This is a genomic window from Streptomyces sp. PCS3-D2 (assembly GCF_000612545.2).
Lineage (GTDB): Bacteria > Actinomycetota > Actinomycetes > Streptomycetales > Streptomycetaceae > Streptomyces.
Genome location: NZ_CP097800.1, coordinates 1,228,251 through 1,250,224 on the forward strand (window position 1 = coordinate 1,228,251; position 21,974 = coordinate 1,250,224).

Annotated in this window: 18 protein-coding genes; 7 read left to right on the plus strand and 11 right to left on the minus strand. The window is 72.5% G+C overall.

Annotated elements, in window-relative coordinates:
• Window positions 1–86: 86 nt before the first annotated feature.
• The 5 genes from AW27_RS05070 to AW27_RS05090 all read right to left on the minus strand — a co-directional run bounded on the left by AW27_RS05070 (window position 87) and on the right by AW27_RS05090 (window position 6,987).
• Complete coding sequence (locus AW27_RS05070) at window positions 87–2,258, minus strand: 3-hydroxyacyl-CoA dehydrogenase NAD-binding domain-containing protein (RefSeq protein WP_037915971.1); 2,172 nt, start codon at window positions 2,256–2,258, stop codon at window positions 87–89.
• A gap of 42 nt (window positions 2,259–2,300) precedes the next feature.
• The gene (locus AW27_RS05075; RefSeq protein WP_037915969.1) at window positions 2,301–3,515 is read right to left on the minus strand and encodes an acetyl-CoA C-acetyltransferase; all 1,215 of its coding nucleotides are present in this window, start codon (window positions 3,513–3,515) and stop codon (window positions 2,301–2,303) included.
• Between the two features lie 72 nt (window positions 3,516–3,587).
• Window positions 3,588–4,730, minus strand: coding sequence for an acyl-CoA dehydrogenase family protein (locus AW27_RS05080; RefSeq protein ID WP_037915967.1), 1,143 nt, complete (start codon window positions 4,728–4,730; stop codon window positions 3,588–3,590).
• 80 nt (window positions 4,731–4,810) lie between these two features.
• Entirely contained in the window at window positions 4,811–5,836 is a 1,026-nt protein-coding gene (locus AW27_RS05085; protein WP_037915963.1) for an LLM class F420-dependent oxidoreductase, read from the minus strand.
• Window positions 5,836–6,987 (minus strand): CaiB/BaiF CoA transferase family protein, encoded by a 1,152-nt coding sequence (locus tag AW27_RS05090; RefSeq protein WP_052030030.1) that lies wholly within the window; start codon window positions 6,985–6,987, stop codon window positions 5,836–5,838. The genes AW27_RS05085 and AW27_RS05090 overlap by 1 nt, the downstream gene beginning before the upstream one ends.
• Window positions 6,988–7,323: 336 nt before the next feature.
• On the opposite strand from AW27_RS05090, the gene AW27_RS05095 reads away from it, so the two are divergent.
• Window positions 7,324–8,931 carry a PKD domain-containing protein gene (locus AW27_RS05095; protein WP_063890539.1) on the plus strand — a complete coding sequence of 536 codons (1,608 nt, stop codon included), beginning with the start codon at window positions 7,324–7,326 and terminating at the stop codon, window positions 8,929–8,931.
• A gap of 191 nt (window positions 8,932–9,122) precedes the next feature.
• Complete coding sequence (locus AW27_RS05100; RefSeq protein WP_037915959.1) at window positions 9,123–10,322, plus strand: saccharopine dehydrogenase family protein; 1,200 nt, start codon at window positions 9,123–9,125, stop codon at window positions 10,320–10,322.
• Window positions 10,323–10,337: 15 nt separating this feature from the next.
• Here the strand turns inward: AW27_RS05100 and AW27_RS05105 are convergent, their stop codons facing one another.
• Window positions 10,338–11,015, minus strand: a complete 678-nt coding sequence (locus tag AW27_RS05105; RefSeq protein ID WP_037915957.1) for an endonuclease V — start codon at window positions 11,013–11,015, stop codon at window positions 10,338–10,340.
• Between the two features lie 26 nt (window positions 11,016–11,041).
• Here AW27_RS05105 and AW27_RS05110 point away from each other — a divergent pair, with 26 nt between their 5' ends.
• Window positions 11,042–11,341 carry a YciI family protein gene (locus tag AW27_RS05110; protein WP_037915956.1) on the plus strand — a complete coding sequence of 100 codons (300 nt, stop codon included), beginning with the start codon at window positions 11,042–11,044 and terminating at the stop codon, window positions 11,339–11,341.
• A 73-nt stretch (window positions 11,342–11,414) separates the two neighbouring features.
• On the opposite strand, the gene AW27_RS05115 is transcribed toward AW27_RS05110, so the two are convergent.
• Window positions 11,415–12,476 carry a WD40/YVTN/BNR-like repeat-containing protein gene (locus AW27_RS05115; protein ID WP_037915954.1) on the minus strand — a complete coding sequence of 354 codons (1,062 nt, stop codon included), beginning with the start codon at window positions 12,474–12,476 and terminating at the stop codon, window positions 11,415–11,417.
• 341 nt (window positions 12,477–12,817) lie between these two features.
• On the opposite strand from AW27_RS05115, the gene ssgD reads away from it, so the two are divergent.
• The 3 genes from ssgD to AW27_RS05130 all read left to right on the plus strand — a co-directional run bounded on the left by ssgD (window position 12,818) and on the right by AW27_RS05130 (window position 16,583).
• Window positions 12,818–13,234 (plus strand): spore wall synthesis regulator SsgD, encoded by a 417-nt coding sequence (ssgD, locus tag AW27_RS05120; protein ID WP_037915952.1) that lies wholly within the window; start codon window positions 12,818–12,820, stop codon window positions 13,232–13,234.
• 262 nt (window positions 13,235–13,496) lie between these two features.
• On the plus strand, window positions 13,497–15,137 hold the full coding sequence (locus tag AW27_RS05125; RefSeq protein WP_052030029.1) for an ABC-F family ATP-binding cassette domain-containing protein: 1,641 nt from the start codon (window positions 13,497–13,499) through the stop codon (window positions 15,135–15,137).
• A 474-nt stretch (window positions 15,138–15,611) separates the two neighbouring features.
• The gene (locus tag AW27_RS05130; RefSeq protein WP_037915950.1) at window positions 15,612–16,583 is read left to right on the plus strand and encodes an acyl-ACP desaturase; all 972 of its coding nucleotides are present in this window, start codon (window positions 15,612–15,614) and stop codon (window positions 16,581–16,583) included.
• 125 nt (window positions 16,584–16,708) lie between these two features.
• Here the strand turns inward: AW27_RS05130 and AW27_RS05135 are convergent, their stop codons facing one another.
• Window positions 16,709–16,960, minus strand: coding sequence for a WhiB family transcriptional regulator (locus AW27_RS05135; RefSeq protein ID WP_037915948.1), 252 nt, complete (start codon window positions 16,958–16,960; stop codon window positions 16,709–16,711).
• A 108-nt stretch (window positions 16,961–17,068) separates the two neighbouring features.
• Window positions 17,069–18,088 carry a non-homologous end-joining DNA ligase gene (gene ligD, locus AW27_RS05140; protein WP_037915946.1) on the minus strand — a complete coding sequence of 340 codons (1,020 nt, stop codon included), beginning with the start codon at window positions 18,086–18,088 and terminating at the stop codon, window positions 17,069–17,071.
• Between the two features lie 75 nt (window positions 18,089–18,163).
• Here ligD and AW27_RS05145 point away from each other — a divergent pair, with 75 nt between their 5' ends.
• Entirely contained in the window at window positions 18,164–19,234 is a 1,071-nt protein-coding gene (locus tag AW27_RS05145) for an ATP-dependent DNA ligase (RefSeq protein ID WP_037915944.1), read from the plus strand.
• A 62-nt stretch (window positions 19,235–19,296) separates the two neighbouring features.
• Here the strand turns inward: AW27_RS05145 and AW27_RS05150 are convergent, their stop codons facing one another.
• Together AW27_RS05150 and AW27_RS05155 are read right to left on the minus strand one after the other, a co-directional pair.
• Window positions 19,297–20,721, minus strand: coding sequence for an NAD(P)-binding protein (locus AW27_RS05150; protein ID WP_037915941.1), 1,425 nt, complete (start codon window positions 20,719–20,721; stop codon window positions 19,297–19,299).
• 172 nt (window positions 20,722–20,893) lie between these two features.
• Window positions 20,894–21,910 (minus strand): NAD(P)/FAD-dependent oxidoreductase, encoded by a 1,017-nt coding sequence (locus tag AW27_RS05155; RefSeq protein ID WP_037915939.1) that lies wholly within the window; start codon window positions 21,908–21,910, stop codon window positions 20,894–20,896.
• Window positions 21,911–21,974: the final 64 nt, after the last annotated feature.

A 21,974-nucleotide genomic window follows, 5' to 3' on the forward strand; every position in this document is an offset into this window, starting at 1 on the left:
CCCGGCCGTCCCGACCGTCCCGGGCGGGACAGCCGGGGTGACCGTGACGTCCGGGGTGGAAGGGGCGGCCGGGGGGCCGTACGGGATCAGTCGGTGTACGTCTCGCCCCGCTCCGCCTTCTCCACGAGGGAGGCCGGCGGGGTGAACCGCTCGCCGTACGTGCCGGCGAGCTCGCGGGCGCGGGCCACGAAGCCGGCGAGGCCGCCCTCGTAGCCGTTGATGTACTGGATCACACCGCCCGTCCAGGCCGGGAATCCGATGCCCATGATGGAGCCGATGTTGGCGTCGGCGATCGAGGTGAGGACGCCCTCGTCCAGGCAGCGGACGGTGTCGAGGGCCTCGGAGAAGAGCATCCGCTCCTTCATGTCCTCGAAGGGGACCTCGTGGCCCGGCTTGGCGAAGTGCTCACGCAGCCCCGGCCAGATGCGGGCGCGCCTGCCCGACTCGTCGTACTCGTAGAAGCCGGCGCCGCCGCTGCGGCCGGGGCGGCCGAACTCGTCGACCATCCGGTCGATGACGGTGTCGGCGGGGTGCTCGGTCCACGTCCGGCCCTCCGCCTCGACGGCCTTGCGGCTCTCGTTGCGGATCTTGCGCGGCAGGGTCAGGGTCAGCTCGTCCATCAGGGAGAGGACCTTGGCCGGGTAGCCGGCCTGGGCGGCGGCCTGCTCGATCGACGCGGGCTCGACGCCCTCGCCGACCATCGCCACGCCCTCGTTGATGAACTGGCCGATGACGCGCGAGGTGAAGAAGCCGCGCGAGTCGTTGACCACGATCGGGGTCTTGTTGATCTGGCGCACCAGGTCGAAGGCGCGCGCGATGGCCTCGTCGCCGGTCCGGTCCCCCTTGATGATCTCGACCAGCGGCATCTTGTCGACGGGCGAGAAGAAGTGCAGTCCGATGAAGTCGGCGGGCCGCTTCACACCCTCGGCGAGACCGGTGATGGGCAGGGTCGAGGTGTTGGAGCACAGGAGGGCGTCGGGCGCGATGACGTCCTGGACCTCCTGGAACACCTTGTGCTTGAGCGCGGTGTCCTCGAAGACGGCCTCGATGACGGCGTCGCAGCCCGCGAGGTCGGCCGTGTCGGCGGTCGGGGTGATCCGGGCGAGCAGCTCGGCACGCCCCGCCTCGGTGATCCGGCCGCGGGACAGGGCCTTGTCGAGCAGCTTCTCGGAGTACGCCCTCCCCTTCGCGGCAGCCTCGGTGGTGACGTCCTTGAGCACCACCTCGATGCCCGCGCGGGCGCAGGAGTAGGCGATGCCGGCGCCCATCATGCCGGCGCCGAGGACGGCGACCTTGCGGACCTGCCGCGGCTCGATGCCCTGCGGGCGGCTGCGGCCGGCGTTGACGGCCTGCAGGTCGAAGAAGAAGGCCTGGATCATGTTCTTGGCGGTCTGCCCGGTGACCAGCTCGGTGAAGTAGCGGGCCTCGATCGTCAGCGCGGTCTCGAAGTCCACCTGGGAGCCCTCGACGGCGCAGGCCAGGATGTTGCGCGGCGCCGGGTACGGGGCGCCGTTCAGCTGCTTCTTCAGGTTGGCCGGGAAGGCCGGGAGGTTCGCGGCGAAGCGCGGGCTGGACGGAGTGCCGCCGGGGATCCGGTAGCCGGGTACGTCCCAGGGCTGCTGCGACTCGGGGTGGGCGTCGATGAAGGCGCGGGCCTTGCCCAGCATCTCCTCGCGGGTGGCGGCCAGTTCGTGCACGAGGCCGTTGTCGAGGGCGCGCCGGGGGGTGTACTGGGTGCCCTGGAGCAGTACCTTGAGCAGCGCGTCGGTGATGCCCATCAGGCGCACGGTGCGGGTGACGCCGCCGCCCGCCGGGAGCAGGCCGAGGGTGACCTCGGGCAGGCCGATCTTGGAGCCGGGCACGTCGAGGGCGACCCGGTGGTGGCAGGCCAGGGCGATCTCGTAACCGCCGCCCAGAGCGGCGCCGTTGACGGCGGCGACGACGGGCTTGCCGAGGGTCTCGATGCGGCGCAGGGACCGCTTGATCTCGGTGCCGGTGTCGAAGGCGAGCTGCGCGTGCTCGGGGCGCAGCCGGATCATGTCCTTGAGGTCGCCGCCGGCGAAGAAGGTCTTCTTGGCGGACGTGTAGATGATGCCGCGGATGGAGTCCTTCTCGGCCTCGGCGCGGTCGGCGACCGCGGCGATGGAGTCCTTGAAGGCCTGGTTCATCGTGTTGGCGGACTGGCCCGGGTCGTCGAGGATCAGGGTGACGACGCCGGTCTCGTCCTGTTCCCAGCGGATCGTGGTGGACTCGCTCATGTTCGCTACTTCCGTGTCGGAGGGTCGGGGATACAGGACGGTTCAGAGGCGCTCGACGATGGTGGCGACGCCCATGCCGCCGCCGACGCAGAGGGTGACGAGGCCGTAGCGCTTGTCCTGGCGCTCCAGCTCGTCGACGATCGTGCCGAGGATCATGGCACCGGTGGCGCCGAGCGGGTGGCCCAGCGCGATGGCGCCGCCGTTGACGTTGACCTTGTCGAGGGAGAGGCCCATGTCCTTGACGAAGCGCAGGACGACCCCGGCGAAGGCCTCGTTGATCTCGACCAGGTCGATGTCGTCGATGGTCAGTCCGGCCTTGGCGAGGGCCTTGCGGGTGGCCGGGGCGGGGCCGGTGAGCATGATGGTGGGCTCGGAGCCGGAGACGGCCGCCGAGACGATGCGGGCGCGCGGGGTGAGGCCGCTCCGCTCCCCCGCCTCGCGGGAGCCGATCGCGACGAGCGCGGCGCCGTCGACGATGCCGGAGGAGTTGCCCGCGTGGTGGACGTGGTCGATCTTCTCGATCCAGTGGTACTTCTGCAGGGCGACGGCGTCGAAGCCGCCGAGCTCGCCGATGTCGGCGAAGGACGGCTTGAGCTTGGCGAGGGTGTCGGCGGTGGTCCCCGGGCGGACGAACTCGTCGTGGTCCAGGACGGTCAGGCCGTTGCGGTCGGTGACCGGGACGACCGACTTCGCGAAGCGGCCGTCCTTGATCGCGGCGGCGGCGCGTTCCTGCGAGAGGGCCGCGTACTCGTCGACGTCCCGCCGGGTGAAGCCCTCGATGGTGGCGATCAGGTCGGCGCCGATGCCCTGCGGCACGAAACCGGTGTCCCAGTTCGTCATCGGGTCGGCGAACCAGGCGCCGCCGTCCGAGGCCATCGGAACGCGGGACATGGACTCCACGCCCCCCGCCAGGACCAGGTCCTCCCAGCCGGAACGGACCTTCGCAGCGGCCAGGTTGACGGCTTCCAGCCCGGAGGCGCAGAACCGGTTCTCCTGTACGCCGGCCACGGTGTCGGGGAGGCCTGCGGCGATCGCCGCGATACGGGCGATGTCGGAGCCCTGGTCGCCGACCGGGCCGACCACGCCGAGCACGATGTCGTCGATGGCGGCCGGGTCCAGGGCGGGGTTGCGCTCGCGCAGCGCGTCGATGAGTCCGACGACCAGGTCGATCGGCTTGGTGCCGTGCAGGGAGCCATTGGCCTTGCCGCGGCCGCGCGGGGTGCGGATCGCGTCGTATACGTAAGCTTCGGTGCTCACTGGTCAAGCCTTTCGGTGTGCTGGAAGGTCCTGGGATGGTCCTCGGCGGGGCCGCGGGGTGGGACGAGGGGGTCAGCTGAGGAGAGACCGGCCGATGATCTCCTTCATGATCTCGGTCGTGCCGCCGTAGATCGTCTGGATCCGGCCGTCGGTGAAGGCCCGGGCCACCCGGTACTCGGTCATGTACCCGTACCCGCCGTGGAGTTGCAGGCAGCGGTCCGCCACGCGCTTCTGCAGTTCGGTGGCCCACCACTTGGCCATGGAGGCGTGCACGTGGTCCAGCTCGCCGTTCGAGTGGTCGGTGATGCACCGGTCGAGGAAGGCCCGGGTGACGGCGACCTCGGTGGCCATCTCCGCGATCTCGAACCGGACGTGCTGGAGCTTGGACAGCGGACGCCCGAAGGCCTCGCGCTCCTTCACGTACTGCGTGGTGATCTCCAGGAGGTGCTCGGCGGCGGCGATCCCGGCCATCGCGATGCCCATCCGCTCCTGCGCGAGATGGGTCATCAGGTGGACGAAGGCGCCGTTCAGCTCGCCGAGCAGGTTCTCCTTCGGGACGCGTACGTCGTGGAAGAACAGCTCGGCGGTGTCCTGCGCCTTCTGGCCGATCTTGTCGAGGTTACGGCCGCGCTCGAAGCCCTCCGCTCCGCGCTCGACGACCAGCAGCGACAGTCCGTGCGCCCCGCCCTCGGGGGTGGTCTTGGCGACCACGATCACCAGGTCGGCCAAGATGCCGTTGGAGATGAAGGTCTTGGAGCCGTTCAGCACCCAGTGGTCGCCCCGGTCCTCCGCGGTGGTCCGGATCCCCTGGAGGTCGGAGCCCGCTCCCGGCTCGGTCATCGCGATGGCGGTGACGGTCTCGCCGGAGCAGAAACCGGGCAGCCAGCGGCGCTTCTGCTCCTCCGTGGCGAGCGAGGTCAGGTACGGCCCGATGATGTCGTTGTGCAGGCCGATGGCGAACCCGGGCGTGCCCGCTCTGGTGAACTCCTCCGCTATCACGGCGGCGTAGCGGAAGTCGGTGTTCCCGCCGCCGCCGTACTCCTCCGGGACGGCCAGCCCGAGCAGCCCCTGCCGGCCCGCGGCCCGCCATGCCGCGCGGCTGACGATGCCGTCCTTCTCCCACTGCTCGTAGTGCGGCAGCACCTCCTTGGCCAGGAAGGTGCGGACGGTCTCGCGGAACGCCTCGTGGTCGGCGTCGAAGATCAGGCGCTTCATAGGACGACTCGCTTCATCGGACGGCTCGCTTCATCGCAGGACTCGCCTCGTCGGGAGGCTCTCGGCTTCGGCAGGGCTCCTCAGAGCCAGTTCTTCACGGTTTCGATCAGGCGCGCCGGCTCGGGGCCGACGGGGGTGACGTTGAGCATCGTGACGCCGGCCGCGCGGAAGGCCTCGACACGCTCGCGCACGTAGCCCTCGGGCCCGCACAGGGTCATCAGCTCGCAGAACTCGTCCGGTACGGCGGCCGCCGCGTCGCGGGTGCGTCCGGCGAGGTAGAGCTCCTGGATCTTCCGGGCCTCCTCCGCGTAGCCGTAGGCGACGGCGAGGTCGTTGTAGAAGTTCTTGCCGACCGCGCCCATGCCGCCGACGTACAGCGCGATCTGCGGGCGGGCGCGTTCGCGTACGGCGGCCGCGTCCGGGCCGATCGCGAGCAGTCCGCCCGCGACGGTCTGCAGGGGGCCGAGCTCAGGGGCGCGCCGCGCCGCGCCCTCGGCGAGCGGGCCGCCCCACACCGCATCGGCCTTCTCCGGGATGAAGAGCGTGGGCAGCCAGCCGTCCGCGATCTCTGCGGTGAGCCTGACGTTGGCGGGCCCGAGCGAGGCGATGAAGACCGGGATCGCGTCGCGCACCGGTCTGGTGAGGATCTTCAGGGGCTTGCCGTGCCGGCCGCCCTTCCCGGGCGGCAGCGGCATGTCCGTGATGCCGTGGTGGTCGATCGTCTCGCGGCGCCAGATGCGCCGGCACAGCTCGACCGTCTCCCGGGTGCGGCCGAGCGGCTTGTCGTACGGCTTCCCGTGCCAGCCCTCGACGACCTGCGGGCCGGAGGCGCCGAGGCCGAGCAGCGCCCGGCCGCCCGAGAGGGCGTCCAGTCCGGCGGCCGTCTGCGCGATCAGGCCGGGGGTGCGCGAGTAGACGTTCATGATCGCCGAGCCGATCTTCAGCCGCTCGGTGCGGGCGGCGAGGTAGCCCATGATCGTCGGGGAGTCGAAGCCCCAGGCCTCGGCCACCCACACGGCGTCCAGTCCGGCGGACTCCAGCGCCGCCGCCTCGTCGGCGGCGCGGCGCGGGTCCCCCGCGTAGTCGAGCATCATCGACAGTTCCATCAGACCTCTTTCGGGAGCAGGGCCGGTACGTCCCAGTCGGCGGCCACCGACTCGGTGTGGGCGCCCGGTCGGGCGGGGCCCGTGGTGACGGCGACCGGCGTCGCGGAGAACCGCGGCGCCGGCGCCGGCTGGACGATCCCGCCAACGTCCGTGAAGGTCCCGCGGGCGGCGAGGTGGGGGTGGCCGGGGGCCTCGCGCAGCGACAGCACCGGGGCCACGCAGGCGTCGGTGCCCTCGAAGACCGCCGTCCACTCCTCGCGCGTACGGGTGCGGAAGCGCGCGGCGACGGCCTCGCGCAGCTCGCCCCAGCGGGCGACGTCCTTGCGGGCCGGCGCTTCGTCCGCGATGCCGAGGAGCTGCACGAAGGTGTCGTAGAACTGCTGCTCCAGCGCGCCGACGGCCATGTAGCCGCCGTCGGAGGTCTGGTAGGTGCCGTAGAAGGGGCAGCCGCCGTCGAGGAGGTTGGCTCCGCGCCGGTCCTGCCAGCCGCCCGCCGCCATCATCCCGTGGATCATGGCGGTGAGGTGGGCGGTGCCGTCGACGATGGCCGCGTCGACGACCTGCCCGGTGCCCGTGGCGCGGGCGTGCTGGAGGGCGGCGAGGACCCCGACCACCAGGTAGAGCGAGCCTCCCGCATAGTCCCCGACGAGGTTGGCCGGGACCGCCGGGGGCTGCTCCGGGCCGCCGATCATGCCGAGGGCGCCGGTGACGGCGATGTAGGCGATGTCGTGACCCGCGGTGTGCGCGAGGGGGCCCTCCTGGCCCCAGCCGGTCATCCGCCCGTAGACGAGCTTCGGATTGCGGGCGTGGCACTCGGCGGGTCCCACGCCGAGCCGTTCGGCGACCCCGGGGCGGAAGCCCTCGACGAGCACGTCGGCCCGCTCGACCAGGTCCAGGACGCGGGCGGGCCCGTCGGCGGACTTGAGGTCGACCAGGACGGAACGCTTGCCGCGGTTGGTGATGTCGTAGGCCGGGTCGACGGCGAGCCCGCCGCCGCCGGGGCGGTTCACCCGTACGACGTCCGCTCCCAGGTCGGCCAGGAGCATGGCGGCGAACGGTCCGGGTCCGATGCCGGCCAGCTCGACGACGCGCACGCCGGCGAGCGGGCCGTTGCCGCCCGCCGTCCCGGTCGCGTTCCCTGTCACTGCCATCGAGCCCCCAGCGTCTGCGGTGTGGGTGGTGTGCCTGGTGTGCGGCCGTGTGACACAACTGATGTAACACCGGTGATGCTAGGAACGCGCTCCAGCGAGCACAAGCCCCCTGGCCGGGGCACGGTGGGATCGGCCGGCACCGGCGGACCGGGCGGACCGGGAGGCGGGCGGAATCCGGGACCCACCCCCCTGATAGATCGTTTCGCGACTCTGTACCCTGATCAGGCTTTCGAGTCGATCAAGCGTTCAATCACACACATGGGGGAGCCGGTGCGTCGTCGCCGTCTTGTTGTTTCCGCTGCCGCGATCGCGGCTGGCGTTGGTCTCATCCCGGGCGTGGCCCAGGCCGACCCGGCCCAGCCGGAGGCGCGCGGCACCACCGCGCCGGACCTTGACCTGGGTCTCGGCAAGGACGCGAAGTCCAAGAGCAACACCTTCACCAGCCCCGCGGACCGCACGGTCCGCAAGGCCGCCGCCCCGTCCGCGAAGACCGGAGTCGCCGCGGCGCAGTCCGCCTCCGCCAACCCGGACCTCTCGGTCGGCCTGACCGCCTACGGCGTCACGGCGCACGGCATCGAGGTCGACACCACCATCTACAGCGCGGACACCGCGCTCACGGTCACCATCGAATGGGGCGACGGGAAGTCGGACGTCTTCGACGCCTTCGGCTCCGACACCCACACCACGGCCCACACCTACGCCGAGGTCGGCTCCTACACGGTCAAGGTCACCGTGGCGGATGCCGAGAACGGCGTCTCGGCCGTCAACGAGGTCGTCTTCGTCACCGCCGGCGCGGACTTCACCCCGTACGCCCCCACCCGGCTGCTGGACACCCGCGACGGGACCGGCGCGCCGGCGGGCAAGGTCCAGCCGTACAGCTCCACCCGCGTGAAGATCGGCGGCAACGGTGGGATCCCGGCCGGCGTCACCGCCGTGGTCCTCAACGTCACGGTCACCAACACCTCCAGCAACGGCCACATCACCGCCTTCCCCGAGGGCACCCAGCGTCCGACCACGTCGAACGTCAACTACAAGGCCCGCCAGAGCGTCCCGAACCTGGTCATCGTGAAGGTCGGCAAGAACGGCTACGTCGAGATAGCCAACCGCGGCGACGCCCCGGTCGACCTGATCGCCGACGTCACCGGCTACTTCTCCAAGACCGCATCCAGCGGTTACACCCCGGTCACCCCGTCCCGCTTCGTCGACACCCGCGAGGGCCTCGGCACGGCGAAGGGCCAGCTCGGCGGCCGCAAGACCTTCTCCACCCAGATCAGCGGCCTGCGCGGGATCCCCCAGGGCATCAGCGCCGTCGCGCTGAACGTCACGGTCACCAACCCGCGGGAAGCCGGCCACCTGTCGGTCTTCCCGGGCGGCGGCGCCACCCCGACCGCGTCGAACCTGAACTTCACCGCGGGCCAGACGATCGCCAACTCGGTGATCGTCCCCGTCAGCGCGGACGGCAGGATCAGCGTCTTCAACGGCGCCTGGGCGGGCACCGACGTCGTCGTCGACGTCGTGGGCTACTACAGCGCCGACAGCAAGAGCGCCTTCCTGCCGTTCTCGCCCGAGCGCCTGGTGGACACCCGCGACCCCCAGGACCCGGTGTACGGGAAGCTGTGGGGGCAGAGCTACATCTACATGCCGATGTCCTACGACGACCCGAGCATCACGGGCTTCGTACTGAACACCACGGTCACCAACCCGGAGGGCGACGGGTACCTCACGGTCACCCCGGACCCGAACTCCATCGACGACTACATCAACGACACGGCCGGCTGGCCGACCCCGCCGAACTCCTCGAACCTGAACTGGAAGAGGGGCGACACCGTCCCGAACCTGGTCCAGGCGAGCACCGGCAGCCACGGCATCATCGACCTCTGGAACCGGGGCTGGGACGACGTCGACCTGATCGTCGACCTCTTCGGCCTGTACCAGCAGGGCTGATCCACCGGCAGGTGAACCCCCGGCGCCCCGGGCGCGGCCGTGCGGCCGCGCCCGGGGCGCCGGCGTCGTGACGGACCGTCCGGCTCCCCGCCGACCGGCGCATGTCCGCCACCCGCCCGCCGGGACGCCCGGGCCGCGCGCTAGCCTCGGCCACCCACACCACCCGCACCAGCCCGCCCGGAGGAGCTCTCATGAACGCAGGGGTCGCGCAGGATCGGCCGGAACGGGCCTACGACATCGTGCTCTTCGGCGCCACCGGGTTCGTGGGGGCGCTGACCGCCGAGTACCTCGCCGCGCACGCGCCCGCAGGCTGCCGGTGGGCCCTCGCCGGCCGGGACCTCGCGAAGCTGGAGCGGCTGCGCGAGCGGCTCGCCGCGATCGAACCCGCCTGCGCCGCGCTGCCGTTGCTGCAGGCGGACGCCCGGGACGCCGCCGCCGTGGGCGAACTGGCTGCTTCCGCCCGGGTGCTGGCCACGACCGTGGGACCGTACGTCTGGTACGGGGCCGGGCTCGTGGCCGCCTGCGCCGAAGCGGGCACGGACTACGTGGACCTCACCGGCGAGCCGGAGTTCGTGGACCGGATGTACGTGGAGCACGACGCGCGGGCCCGTGAAACCGGCGCCCGGCTCGTGCACGCCTGCGGCTTCGACTCGGTCCCGGCCGATCTCGGCGCGTACTTCACGGTCCGGCAGCTGCCGGAGGGGGTCCCGCTCACGGTCGACGGGTTCATGCGGTCCAACGCGTTCTTCTCCGGCGGGACGCTGGCCTCCGCGCTGACCGCGCTGGGCCGCGGCCCGCAGACACTGGCCGCCGCCCGCGCCCGCCGGCTGCACGAACCCCGGCTGCCGGGACGGCGGGCGCGCGGGCCGCTGGGCGCGCCCCGGTTCAGCCGCGAGACCGGCACCTGGGCGCTCCCGCTGCCCACGCTGGACCCGCGGGTCGTGACCCGGTCGGCGGCCGCGCTGGAGCGCTACGGCCCGGACTTTCGCTACCGGCACTACGCCTCCGTCAAGCACCTGCCCGTCGCGCTGGGCGGTACGGCGGCGATGGGCGCGACGGCTGCCCTGGCGCAGGTGCCGCCCGCCCGGCGGTGGCTCATGAACCGCTGGGAACCGGGCCGGGGACCGGACGCGGAGCGGCGGGCCCGCAGCTGGTTCACCGTGCGCTTCGTGGGCGAGGGCGGCGGCCGGCGGGTGCTCACCGAGGTGTCGGGCGGCGACCCGGGCTACGGCGACACCGCAAAGATGCTGGCGGAGTCGGCGCTCTGCCTGGCGCACGACACGCTGCCGGAGGCCGCCGGGCAGGTGACGACCGCGGTGGCGATGGGAGACGCGCTCCTCCACCGCCTCCAGAAGGCGGGGATCGCCTTCCGGGTGGCCGACGCCCGCTGACGCGCCGGCAGAAGCTCAGGAGGCCTCCCGCAGTGCCCTGCGGCACAGCGAGTCGGCACGCCGGGTGGTCTCCGGGATCCGGAAGCGGGGGCTGAGGGCCAGGACGTGCGCACAGGCGTTGTCGAGCGACACCCTGTGCCCGACGGAGACGTACACCGGCTTGGTCGCGTCCTGCGTGCGCAGGGCCCGCCCGACCTCGCCCCCGTCGGGGCCGACCAGCGCGGAGACGGCGCCCCGCCGGGCGCCGGGATCCTCGTGGGTGAAGGCGAAGGGGTTCTTGGCGACGCCGATGGAGGGGAGCCCCGTGACCACCCCGAGGTGGCAGGCGAGGCCGAACCCGCGGGGGTGGGCGAGGCCGTAGCCGTCGCAGACCACGAGGCCGGGCTCGGCGGTCAGGGCGTCGAGGGCGGCCAGCACGGTCGGCAGCTCGCGGAAGGCGAGCAGCCCCGGCACGTAGGGAAAGCTGACGTGCCCGACGGCGGTGGCCTCCTCGACCACCTCCAGGGTCGCGGCGTCGAGGACCACGGCCGCGGCGGCGACGAGGTCGCGCGTGTCGTCGTAGGCGACGTCCACGCCCGCCACCAGCCCGCGGCCGGGCGGGGGGCCGGGCTCGCCGAGTACCACGTGATGGCGCAGCTCGTCCTGTATCGCCCGGGCCTCGGCCTCATCTGCGGGAGTCTTCACACTCGTCATGATGGACCGAGCGTAACCTGACGATCATGTTTGTCATGGAGCTCACCTACACCGCGCCCGTCGAAGCCGTCGAGGAGCAGATGGACGCCCACATCGCCTGGCTGGACGGCTACTACGCGGCCGGCGTCTTCCTCGCCTCGGGACGCAAGGTGCCGCGCGACGGGGGCGTCATCCTGGCGGCGGGGGTGTCCCGGGCCGAGATCGAGAAGATCGCGGCCGGGGACCCCTTCGCGGTCGCGGGCGTCTGCTCCTACCGCATCACCGAGTTCATGGCCACGAAGACCTCGGCGGACCTGGCCGCGGTCCGGGAGAACCCGCTCGTGTAGCGCTGTCGCCCGGCGGACCTCCGCGGCCACGGCGCCGGGGAGCCGTTCCGCCGGGCAGGCCGCCGGGTGCGGGTCAGCGGCGTTCCAGCCGTGCCACCCGGCCCTTCTCCCCCGCCGCCCAACAGCCCCTGTCGGCCGCGCAGTCGACCGTGTCGAAGGACCCCGCGTCCAGTGGGCGCCAGGAGCGACCCCCGTCCGTGGTGAGGTCCGTGCCCGTGGGTCCGACCGCGAGGGCCGTCCCCCCGCTGTACGGGTACCAGGCCGCGCCCGACCGGTAGGCCGGCGGCGGGGTCGTCGCCTGCCGCCAGGTGCTCCCCCCGTCCCCGGAGACGGCCGCGGCGTGCGGGGAGGCCTGCCCGGTGCGGTAGTCGCCGCCCACGGCGAGCCCCCTCGTACGGTCCCGGAAGGCGAGGGCGAAGACGCCTCGCGCGGGGTCTCCCGCCGGCACGGCGACTTCGGCCGCCCGCCAGGTCCGGCCGCGGTCCGCGGAGTGCAGGACCCGCGCGCTCGCCCCGCCGCCCGTGGCCAGCCAGACGTCCCGCGGTCCGGCGCTGACCAGGCACTGGCCGCTCGCGGCGAAGCCCGCCTCGCCGGGCAGCGCCTCGGGCATTCCCGCACCGGGCAGCACCCGCCAGTGGCGGCCGCCGTCGTCCGTCGAGAGGATGCGGAACTTTCCGTCCACCGGATCGCTCACGGCCAGCCCGTGGCGGGTGTCGAAGAAGGTGAGGCAGTCGTAGAAGGCGCGCGGATCGGGGTTGCGGAAGGTCTCGGTCCAGGTGGCGCCGCCGTCCTCGGTCCGCAGCACCCTGGAGGCCTCGCCCTCGCCGATGGACAGGGCCACCGCCCGTCGCGCGTCGAAGGCCTCGATGTCGCGGAGTTCCAGCTGCTCCGCGACCGCGCCGGGCGGCGAGACGTCCTGCCAGCTGCGGCCGCCGTCGAGCGTGCGCAGCACGGTCCCCCGGGAGCCGGCGACCCAGGCCGTGGTCCGGCTGACCGCGGCGAGCCCCCGGAAGCGGGCGGTCAGGCCGGTCTCCTTGAGCGCCCAGCCGGCTGCGCGTAAGTCCTGTGCCCGGCCCTGCTCCTCGGCGTGCGCGGGACCGGCGAGCACACCGAGCACCAAACTTGCCGCGCACATGCCAATTGCGCTATCCAGAAGTCTCATGGCGCCGGAAGCTAACGCACCCCGGACCCGCCGTCCAGAGGGCGTCCCGGCAGCCTCCCGAGCGGGCGTTGCTCCGGTGGAGTGAGCGACAACCGGCCCTTCCAGAAAGCCCCCGACCCCGCACGTCACGCCGTCGCGCCTTCGCGCGCTTCCGCCCACCCGGTCACTCTGTGCGATCACACAGGCAGGTTCCGGCCAGTCGGTGACACAGCTCACTCGAAGCCCCATGCACGGATTTGCCGATTCCGGCGTCTATCGGGTTGCCGGGCCCCATCCCGCAGTCCGGCAGCAGATCCGCCGCAAGGGAGTGAGCCGTGATCACTGTCATCGAGCAGGCCGCGCAGGCCCGTCTGGTCGCCACCGCGCCGAAGGTCGAGACCGTTCCCGTCACCCTGTGTTACGACCGCGCGGATCCGTTCGCCGTGCGCATGGCCTTCCCCGCCCCGGCGACGCTGGAAGGCGTCGAGGTCTCGTGGACCTTCTCCCGGGAACTGCTGGAGTCCGGCCTGGACCGCCCGTCCGGCTATGGCGACGTACGCGTGCGGCCGCACGACGGGGAGCGGACCACGATCGAGTTCCACGCGGTGGAGGGCGTCGCGATCGTCCTGATGCTGACCGCCGAGCTGCACCGGTTCCTGGATCGGGTCGCGAGCGTGGTTCCGCCCGGCCTGGAGCACCTCTACCTCGACATGGACCACAGCCTGGCCGAGCTGATGCGCGACAGCTGCTGACCCTCCGGCGTAAATCGTTTGCGGGCGGCCGGGGCCGCCCGTAGCTTCGTTGGCGCCCCACTGCCGTCGAACGGAGCAGGACGTTGCTCTTCTGAGGTCCGAGACACCGACCACCGCGACCACCGCGACCACCGAAGACCCCCGTGATCGTCCACATCACGGCCACGGTCGCCGTCCGAACGCGCTCGCGTTCCCGCTCGCGATCCGAGCGTCGGCTGTCTCCCCGCGTTGCACGCACCCTTCACGCAACCTGGAGGCCTCCATGAGTCACGCCCCTGCATCCATCACCTGCTCCGCCCTGTCCTTCGACTGGCCCGACGGGACACCCGTGTTCGACGGGTTCCAGCTGACCGTCGGCCCCGGCCGCACCGGCCTGATCGGACTCAACGGGAGTGGCAAATCCACCCTGTTGAAGCTGATTGCTGGTGAACTGGCCCCGACCGGGGGCCAGTCGTCCGTCGCCGGCTCGGTCGGCTACCTCCCCCAGACGGTCACCCTCGACACCGCGCTGCGCGTGGACGAGGCGCTCGGCATCCACACCGCACGCGCCGCGCTCCACGCCATCGAGGCGGGCGAGGCCACCGAGGCGAACTTCGCCGCCGTCGGCGACGACTGGGACGTGGAGGAGCGGGCCCTGGCCACCCTCGACCAGCTCGGCCTCGCCCGGATCGGCCTGGACCGCACGGTCGGCGAGCTGTCGGGCGGCGAGTCGGTCCTGGTGCGCCTGGCCGCACTGCTGCTGGACCGACCGACCGTCCTGCTGCTGGACGAGCCGACCAACAACCTGGACCTGCGCGCCCGGGGCCGCCTGTACGCGGCGGTCGAGTCCTGGTCCGGAGTGATGCTCCTGGTCAGCCACGACCGCGAACTACTGGAGCGGGTCGACCAGATCGCCGATCTGCGCGACGGCGAAGTCCGCTGGTACGGAGGGAACTTCACCGACTACGAGGAGATGCTCGCCGCCGAACAGGACGCGGCCGAGCGCATGGTCCGGGTCGCGGAGGCCGACGTGCAGCGCCAGAAGCGCGAACTGGCCGACGCACGGGTCAAGTTGGCCCGGCGCAAGCGGTATGGCCAGAAGATGTCCGAGAACAAGCGCGAGCCGAAGATCGTGATGGGCGCGCGCAAGCGCGCGGCGCAGGAATCGGCCGGCAAGCACCGCATCATGCACACCGAGAAGCTGGCCAAGGCGAGGGAGCGGCTGGACCAGGCGGTGGAGGCGGTCCGCGACGACGCCGAGATCCGTATCGAACTGCCCGCCACACTGGTCCCGCCGGGTCGGCGCGTCCTGACCCTCAGCGACCTGTACCTGCCCCACGGTGCCCGCGTGCCGGGAGAGTGGGAACTGCGGGGCCCGGAGCGGGTCGCCCTGGTGGGCAGCAACGGCTCGGGCAAGACCACGCTGCTGCGCACGATCGCGGGGCAGCTCACTCCCGAGTCCGGCGCGGCCGAGACACACGTGACCACCCGGTTCCTGCCCCAGCGGCTGGACGTGCTGGACGAGAACAGCTCGGTCGTGGAGAACGTGGCCCGGTTCGCCCCGCAGGCCACCGACAACCAGGTCCGGGCACGGCTCGCGCACTTCCTCTTCCGGGGCGGGCGCGCGGACCGGCCGGCGGGCACCCTGTCGGGCGGTGAGCGGTTCCGGGCGGCACTGGCGGCGCTGCTGCTGGCCGAGCCGGCCCCGCAGCTCCTCATGCTGGACGAGCCCACGAACAACCTCGACCTGTCGAGCGTGCGGCAGCTCACCGACGCGCTGGAGTCGTACCGGGGAGCGCTTGTGGTGGCGAGCCACGACGTGCCGTTCCTGGAGTCGATCGGGGTCACGCGCTGGCTGCTGCTGGACGGAGAGCTGCGGCCGACCACGGCCGCGGAGGTCCGGGAGACGCTGTGGCACGGCTGACCGGCTGACGCACCGACCGGCTGACGGGGCGCGGCCGCCACGCGCCCGAGCCGCGCGGACGCCGCGGCGGAGGCGGGGCGGAGGCGGGGCGGAGGCGGGACGGATGGCGGGGCGGTGCCGCCCGGGCGTCGCCCGGTGGGCGCCGTTCCACGCTGTGAGCGCCGGCCGCCTCCGTCCCTGCCGCGGCGCCCACCGGCGGGGCGGACCTCGGACCGACGGGGTCCGTGGGGTGCTCGGGCGGGTCCACAGGGTCCTGCGCACGCGTCCCGGCCGTCAAGGCGGGAGCCGCAGACCACCTCCTGGCGTGATTCTGCCCTTTCGTTTCCCTGTCGGACCCGCCCATACTGCATAGATAACTGGATGTAACCGGACATAGGTACACGCGGGGCTTGGCTGGCCTTGATGTCGCGCTTAACCTACGACTCCGTAGGCTACGGAACCGTAGGTAATTCGCTTGTGCACCCAGGAGTACCCGTGACGATCACCTCTCCCCACCTCGGCAGCTCGGAGGCGTGGACCGACGCCAAGCTGCTGTACGCGCTGGAAGAGGTGGTCGAGAAGGAGCTCAACCGCCACCTGAAGGTCACCAAGGACTGGATGCCCCACGAGTACGTCCCCTGGAGCGACGGCCGGAACTTCCCCGGCTTCTTCGAGGACGGCGAGGCCTGGGACCCGCAGCAGTCCAAAGTCACCGACATCGGCAAGATCGCGCTGGTCGTGAACCTGCTGACCGAGGACAACCTCCCCAGCTACCACCACGAGATCGCGACCCTCTTCGGCCGCAACGGCGCCTGGGGCACCTGGGTGCACCGCTGGACGGCCGAGGAGGGCCGCCACGGCATCGTGATGCGCGACTACCTGCTGGCCTCGCGCGCCGTGGACCCGGACAAGCTGGAAGCGTTCCGCATGCAGCACATGTCGGAGGGCTTCGAATCCGACAACCGGCACTCCATGCTGCACTCGGTCGCCTACGTGGCCTTCCAGGAGCTCGCCACGCGCATCTCGCACCGCAACACCGGCCACCAGTCCGGCGACCCGGTCTGCGACCGCATGCTGGCGCGCATCGCGCAGGACGAGAACCTGCACATGATCTTCTACCGCAACCTGCTGGGCGCGGCCTTCGAGCTCGCCCCGGACCTGACCATGCAGGCGGTGCGGGACGTCGTCGTCAACTTCCGGATGCCCGGACACGGCATGCCCGGCTTCGAGCGCATGGCCGCCCAGATGGCCATCGGCGGGGTCTACAACCTGCGGATCCACCACGACGACGTGCTGGCTCCGGTCCTGCGCTTCCTCAAGGTCATGGACATCGCCGGCCTCGGCCCGGAGGGCCAGAAGGCCCAGGACGAGCTCGGCCTGTTCATGAACGGCCTGAACTCCGAGGCCACGAAGTTCGACGAGAAGCTGGCCGCCCGCGCTGCCCGCATGGCGGCCCGCAAGGGCTGACCGGCTTCCGCCCGCTCGGGCGCATGACGCCGATGACCCCGGCGGAGCCACGCTCCGCCGGGGTCCGCCGTCGTCGCGTCGAGGGCGGCGCGGGCAGGCGAGGCGGGCACCGGTTCAGCACCGGGTCAGCGGCGGCGGGCGCGCAGCGCCAGGCGCTCCGCCTCCGAGAGGCCGCCCCAGACGCCGAAGCGCTCGTCGTTGGCCAGGGCGTACTCCAGGCACGCCGCCCGCCCCTCGCACGCCCCGCACAGCCGCTTCGCGTCACGCAGTGAGGAGCCCGGCTCGGGGAAGAAGAAGCCCGGGCCGGTCTGGGCGCACAGGGCGAGTTCGTACCAGGCGGCGGTGTCGGCGGCTGCCGTAGAGGTGTTCGTAGACATGCCGCAGATACTGGTCAGCGCCGATGGACGTCCGCTATACGCCTGATCAACACGACGTACGCAGCCCCCGCAGAGCATCTCACCCCGCACTGACAGAGCGCTTCGGGCTCAGTCCGCGTGGCGGGCGCGGCTGGGTTGGACGCGCTTGGGTTCGCCCGGCATCTTGGGGTGGTCCGGGGGGTACGGCAGGTCGCCCATACCGTGTTCGTGCTCGTCCCTGGCCGCGAGTTCCAGGACGGCGTCCAGGGCGAAGGCGTGGTCGTCCATGTCCGCGTGCACATCGCCCAGTTCCGCGAAACGGGCCGGCATCGTCACGATGTCGAAGTCCTGCGGTTCGGCGTCATCCACCTCGTCCCAGCGCAGCGGCGCCGAGACCGGGGCGTGCGGGCGGGGGCGGACCGAGTAGGCGGAGGCGATCGTGCGGTCCCGCGCCGTCTGGTTGTAGTCGACGAAGATCCGCTCGCCCCGCTCCTCCTTCCACCAGGCCGTCGTGACCTCGCCCGGCATGCGGCGCTCCAGCTCCCGGCCGAGGGCGATGGCGCACCGGCGGACTTCGGTGAAGGTCCAGCGCGGCTCGATCGGGACGAAGACGTGCAGTCCCCGGCCGCCCGAGGTCTTGGGCCACCCGCGCAGGCCCAGCTCCTCCAGCAGGGCGCGCAGCTGGTGGGCGGCGGCCACGGCGTGGTGGTAGTCGGTGCCCGGCTGGGGGTCCAGGTCGATGCGCAGTTCGTCGGGCCGGTCGGTGTCCACCCGGCGTACTGGCCAGGGATGGAAGGTGAGGCAGCCCAGATTGGCCGCCCACAGGACGGCGGCCGGCTCGGTCGGGCAGATCTCGTCGGCCGACCGGCCGCTCGGGAAGGCGATGCGGGCGGTCGGGATCCAGTCGGGGAGGTTCTTCGGGGCCCGCTTCTGGAAGAAGGACTCGCCCTCCACGCCGTCGGGAAAGCGTTCCAGGGTCGTCGGCCGGTCGCGGAGGGCCCGGAGGATGCCGTCCGCGACCGCCAGGTAGTACTCGGCCACGTGCCGCTTGGTGAGGCCGCGCTCCGGGAAGTAGACCTTGTCCGGGTGGGACAGCCGTACCGTCCGCCCGGCCGCTTCCAGCTCGATCGCATCGCCAGCAGCACCCATGGGCGCCACCGTAGGCGGGGCGGACCGCCGGTGCACACCGGGCGGGTCCGAACGCACCACCGCAGAATCGGGGGCATGGATCTGCCAGTGATGCCGCCGGTCAAGCCGATGCTCGCCAAGTCAGTGGCGAAGATCCCGCCCGGCATGCAGTACGAGGCCAAGTGGGACGGCTTCCGGGCCGTCGTGCATCGTGACGGTGACGAGGTCGAGGTGGGCAGCCGCACGGGCAAGTCCCTGACCAGGTATTTTCCCGAGCTGGTGGAGGCCCTGAAGGCGAATCTGCCCGGTCGCTGCGTGGTGGACGGAGAGATCGTGATCGTCCATGAGGGGCGTCTGGACTTCGACCGGCTGACCGAGCGGATCCATCCCGCGCAGTCCCGTGTCGCCCTTCTGGCCGAGAGGACCCCCGCCAGCTTCGTCGCCTTCGACCTGCTCGCCCTCGGCGACGAGGCCCTCCTCGATGCCCCGCTCACCGACCGCCGTGCCGCTCTGGTCAGGTCCCTCTCCACCGCCCGGCCCCCCGTCCACCTCGCGCCCGCCACCACCGATCCCGCGCTGGCGCGGGATTGGTTCGAGCGGTTCGAGGGCGCCGGGCTCGACGGGGTGATCGCCAAACCGCTCGATCTCCCCTACCGGCCCGATGCCCGCCTCATGTACAAGATCAAGCACGAACGTACCGCCGACGTCGTCGTCGCCGGTTTCCGTTTCCACAAGAGCGGTCCGATCGTCGGATCGCTCCTGCTCGGCCTCCACGACGCGCAGGGCACGCTCCAGCACGTGGGAGTGTGCGCCGCCTTTCCCATGAGGCGCCGGGCCGAGCTGGTGGAAGAGCTCGAACCGCTGCGGATGCCCGATCCGTCCGGTCACCCGTGGGCCGCGTGGGCCGACGAGTCCGCCCACGCGAGCGCCCGGCTGCCCGGCGCGCAGAGCCGGTGGACCGGCGGCAAGGACCTCTCGTGGGTGCCGCTGCGCCCGGAACGGGTGATCGAGGTCGGCTACGACCACATGGAGGGGGACCGCTTCCGGCACACCGCGCAGTTCCGGCGCTGGCGGCCCGACCGGACCCCCGCAAGCTGCACCTACGCCCAGCTGGAGGAGGTCGTGGGCTACGACCTGGCCGAGGTGCTCGGGCCCGCCGCCGGCTGAGGCCGGGGCCTGCGCGACACCCGTCGGCCGGACTCCCCGGGCCCCCGCCGACGGCCCCCGCGTCACCCTGCCGTGAGCTTCTCCCACTCCTCCCGGTCCGGCCCGAACTCGTGCGGCGCGTAGTCCGGCCGCGCCGCCAGCCAGCGCGCCACCCGGGCCCGGACCTCCGGGTCCGCGTAGGCGCGCTCCGGGGGCTCCGCCAGGTGGCGGACCCGCGCCCGGGCCCGCATCACCGTCGGGTCCTCCAGCGCGCAGTCGAACAGCGCGGCCACCTCCCGGGCCGTTCCGGTGCGCCCCGCCCGCGTCGCGAAGCGCTCGCCGACGGCCGCGTCGGCGACCACCTGGAAGTCGAACCACGGCTTCAGGGTGCGCACCGCCCACGCGTGATGGTGCACGGCGTAGTGGTCCGACCCCGGGTCGCGGTGCGCCGTACGGGCCACCCTGCGCGCCGCCCACAGTGCGAGGGAGGTGCCCTGGCCGAGGGTCGGGTTGGTGTACGCGATCGAGTCGCCGACCGGCACCAGCCCGGTCACGACGGGACCGTGCTCGTCCACGAGAGCGCTCCAGCGGTTGTCCAGGCTCGCAGTGGCCAGTACGCCCGACAGCGGCTCGGCTCCGAGGGCCAGCCAGGCCGCCCCGGGCGGGAAGGAGCGGGCCGCCCGCTCGAACACCGCGGGGTCGCGCAGCGCCGAGCGCGTGGTGTCCGTGGTGTGCACGAACAGCGCCACGGCGAAGACCCGGTTGTCGGCCGGGAAGACGGCGCAGCCGGCGAAGGTTCCGCCGGTCACGGCCCAGGGCCTCCGCGGCCCCTCGTCCGTACCCGCGGGCAAGCGGTACCAGCGGCAGAAGTACGCCAGTCCCGTGCGGTGCCGTTCCACGACGGGCGGGCGGCAGCCCACCGCGCCGAGCCTGCGCTCGATGCCGCCGCGGCGTCCACCCGCGTCCACGACCAGGTCCGCGTCGTACCCACCCGCCTCGGTGGTCACTCCCGTCACCCGGATCGCGTCGGCCGCGCCGCCGGCGCCGGCCGGGTCGGCCCCGGAACGCGCCGCGGTGGTGAGTCCGGTGACCGGCTCCCCGTGGCGGACGACCACTCCCGGCTCCGCGCGCAGCGCCGTGGCCAGTGCGCTCTCCAGGACGATGCGCCGCGCCTGGAGCATGACGAGATCCTCGTCTCCGGGCAGCTCGGGCGGCCGTACGTCGAACCAGTCCAGTTCGTGCCGCTCGCAGGCGCCGAGCCGGAGCATCTCCTGGTAGACGTCGGGCAGATCGTCGCGCAGGACGTTGCGGGCGGCTCCCAGCAGCGCGTGCGGCTGGGCCGCCTGCGGTACGGCCGGCCGCCGCCACCCGAAGAAGTCGCGGTCGAGCGCGGTACCGGGAGCGCGGGTGTCGCGCTCGAACAGCTCCGCCGTGTGCCCGCGCCGCGCCGCGAGCAGGGCGGTGGCGAGCCCGCCGACGCCTCCTCCGATGACCAGCACATGTGCCATGGGACGTCCCCCCGAAGCCTTGGACCGCTGGATCCCTGAACCTCTGGACCTCCGGACCATATGACGATCACACCGCAGAGAGCCTGCGCGTACGGGGGCAGGCCGAAACCCGCACACCTGTCCGGAGCTCCGTCATCCGGTCATCCGGTCCCCGCCGGCGTCACCGGCCCCGTCAGGCGCGCGAACCGCCGGCCGCACCCGCCGCACCCGCACCTGCCGCCGCGACCGCGCGATACGCCGCCAAGGCCCGCCGCGCCTCCGCCTCGATGAGGTCGGCGTTGATGGCCGCGGCCGCCTGCGCGCCCTGGGCAGCCGCCCCCGCGAGCTTCTCCAGCGGCGCGGTCACGTTGCCCGCCGCCCAGACCCCGCGGAGGGCGGTGGCCCCGGTGGCCGGGTCGGACTCGACGCAACGGCCGATCACGTGGCCGTCCCGCGTCACCTCCGTCGTCGGCAGGCCCAGGCTCGTCAACACCCCCGAACGGGCGGTGAACCGCGGGGCCACCACCAGCGCCCGGCACTCCACGGCGGTCCCGTCGGCCAGGGTCACCGCGGTCAACCGGTCGTCCTCGACCACCAGGCCGGTCACCTCGCCGGCCACGACCCGGATCCCGAGGGCCGCCAGCAGCTCGCGCTCCCCCTCCCCCGGCAGCCAGGTGTGCGCCAGCAGCGTGGTGCGCCCGGTCCACTGCCGCCACATCTGCGCCTGGTGCACGGCCATCGGGCCTTCGGCCAGCACCGCGACCGGCTCGTCCCCGACCTCCCAGCCGTGGCAGTACGGGCAGTGCAGCACGTCCCGCCCCCAGCGCGCCCCGAGCCCCGGTACCGGCGGCAGCTCGTCCACCAGGCCCGTGGCGACCAGCAGCCGCCCCGCCCGCACGGTTGAGCCGTCTGCGCAGCGCACCAGGAAACCCCCGTCGGGCAGCCGGTCCGCGGCTACGGCGGCGCCCGGCCGGATCCGGCCCCCGTAGCGCTCCACCTCCGCGCGTCCGCGGGCCAGCAGCTCCGCCGGGCTCTCCCCGTCCAGGCCGAGGTAGCCGTGCAGGTGAGCGGCCGGGGCGTTGCGCGGGCTGCCGGAGTCGATCACCAGCACCGACCGGCGGGCCCGGACCAGGGTGAGCGCCCCGGCCAGTCCGGCCGCACCACCACCGACCACCACGACATCGAACGATTCTTCCCTTGCGTTGTCCATGTCTGCGAGGGTCTGCCCGAATCCGCCGTTTGACAAATGTTCTTGCCGAAGCAGCAAATGGAGT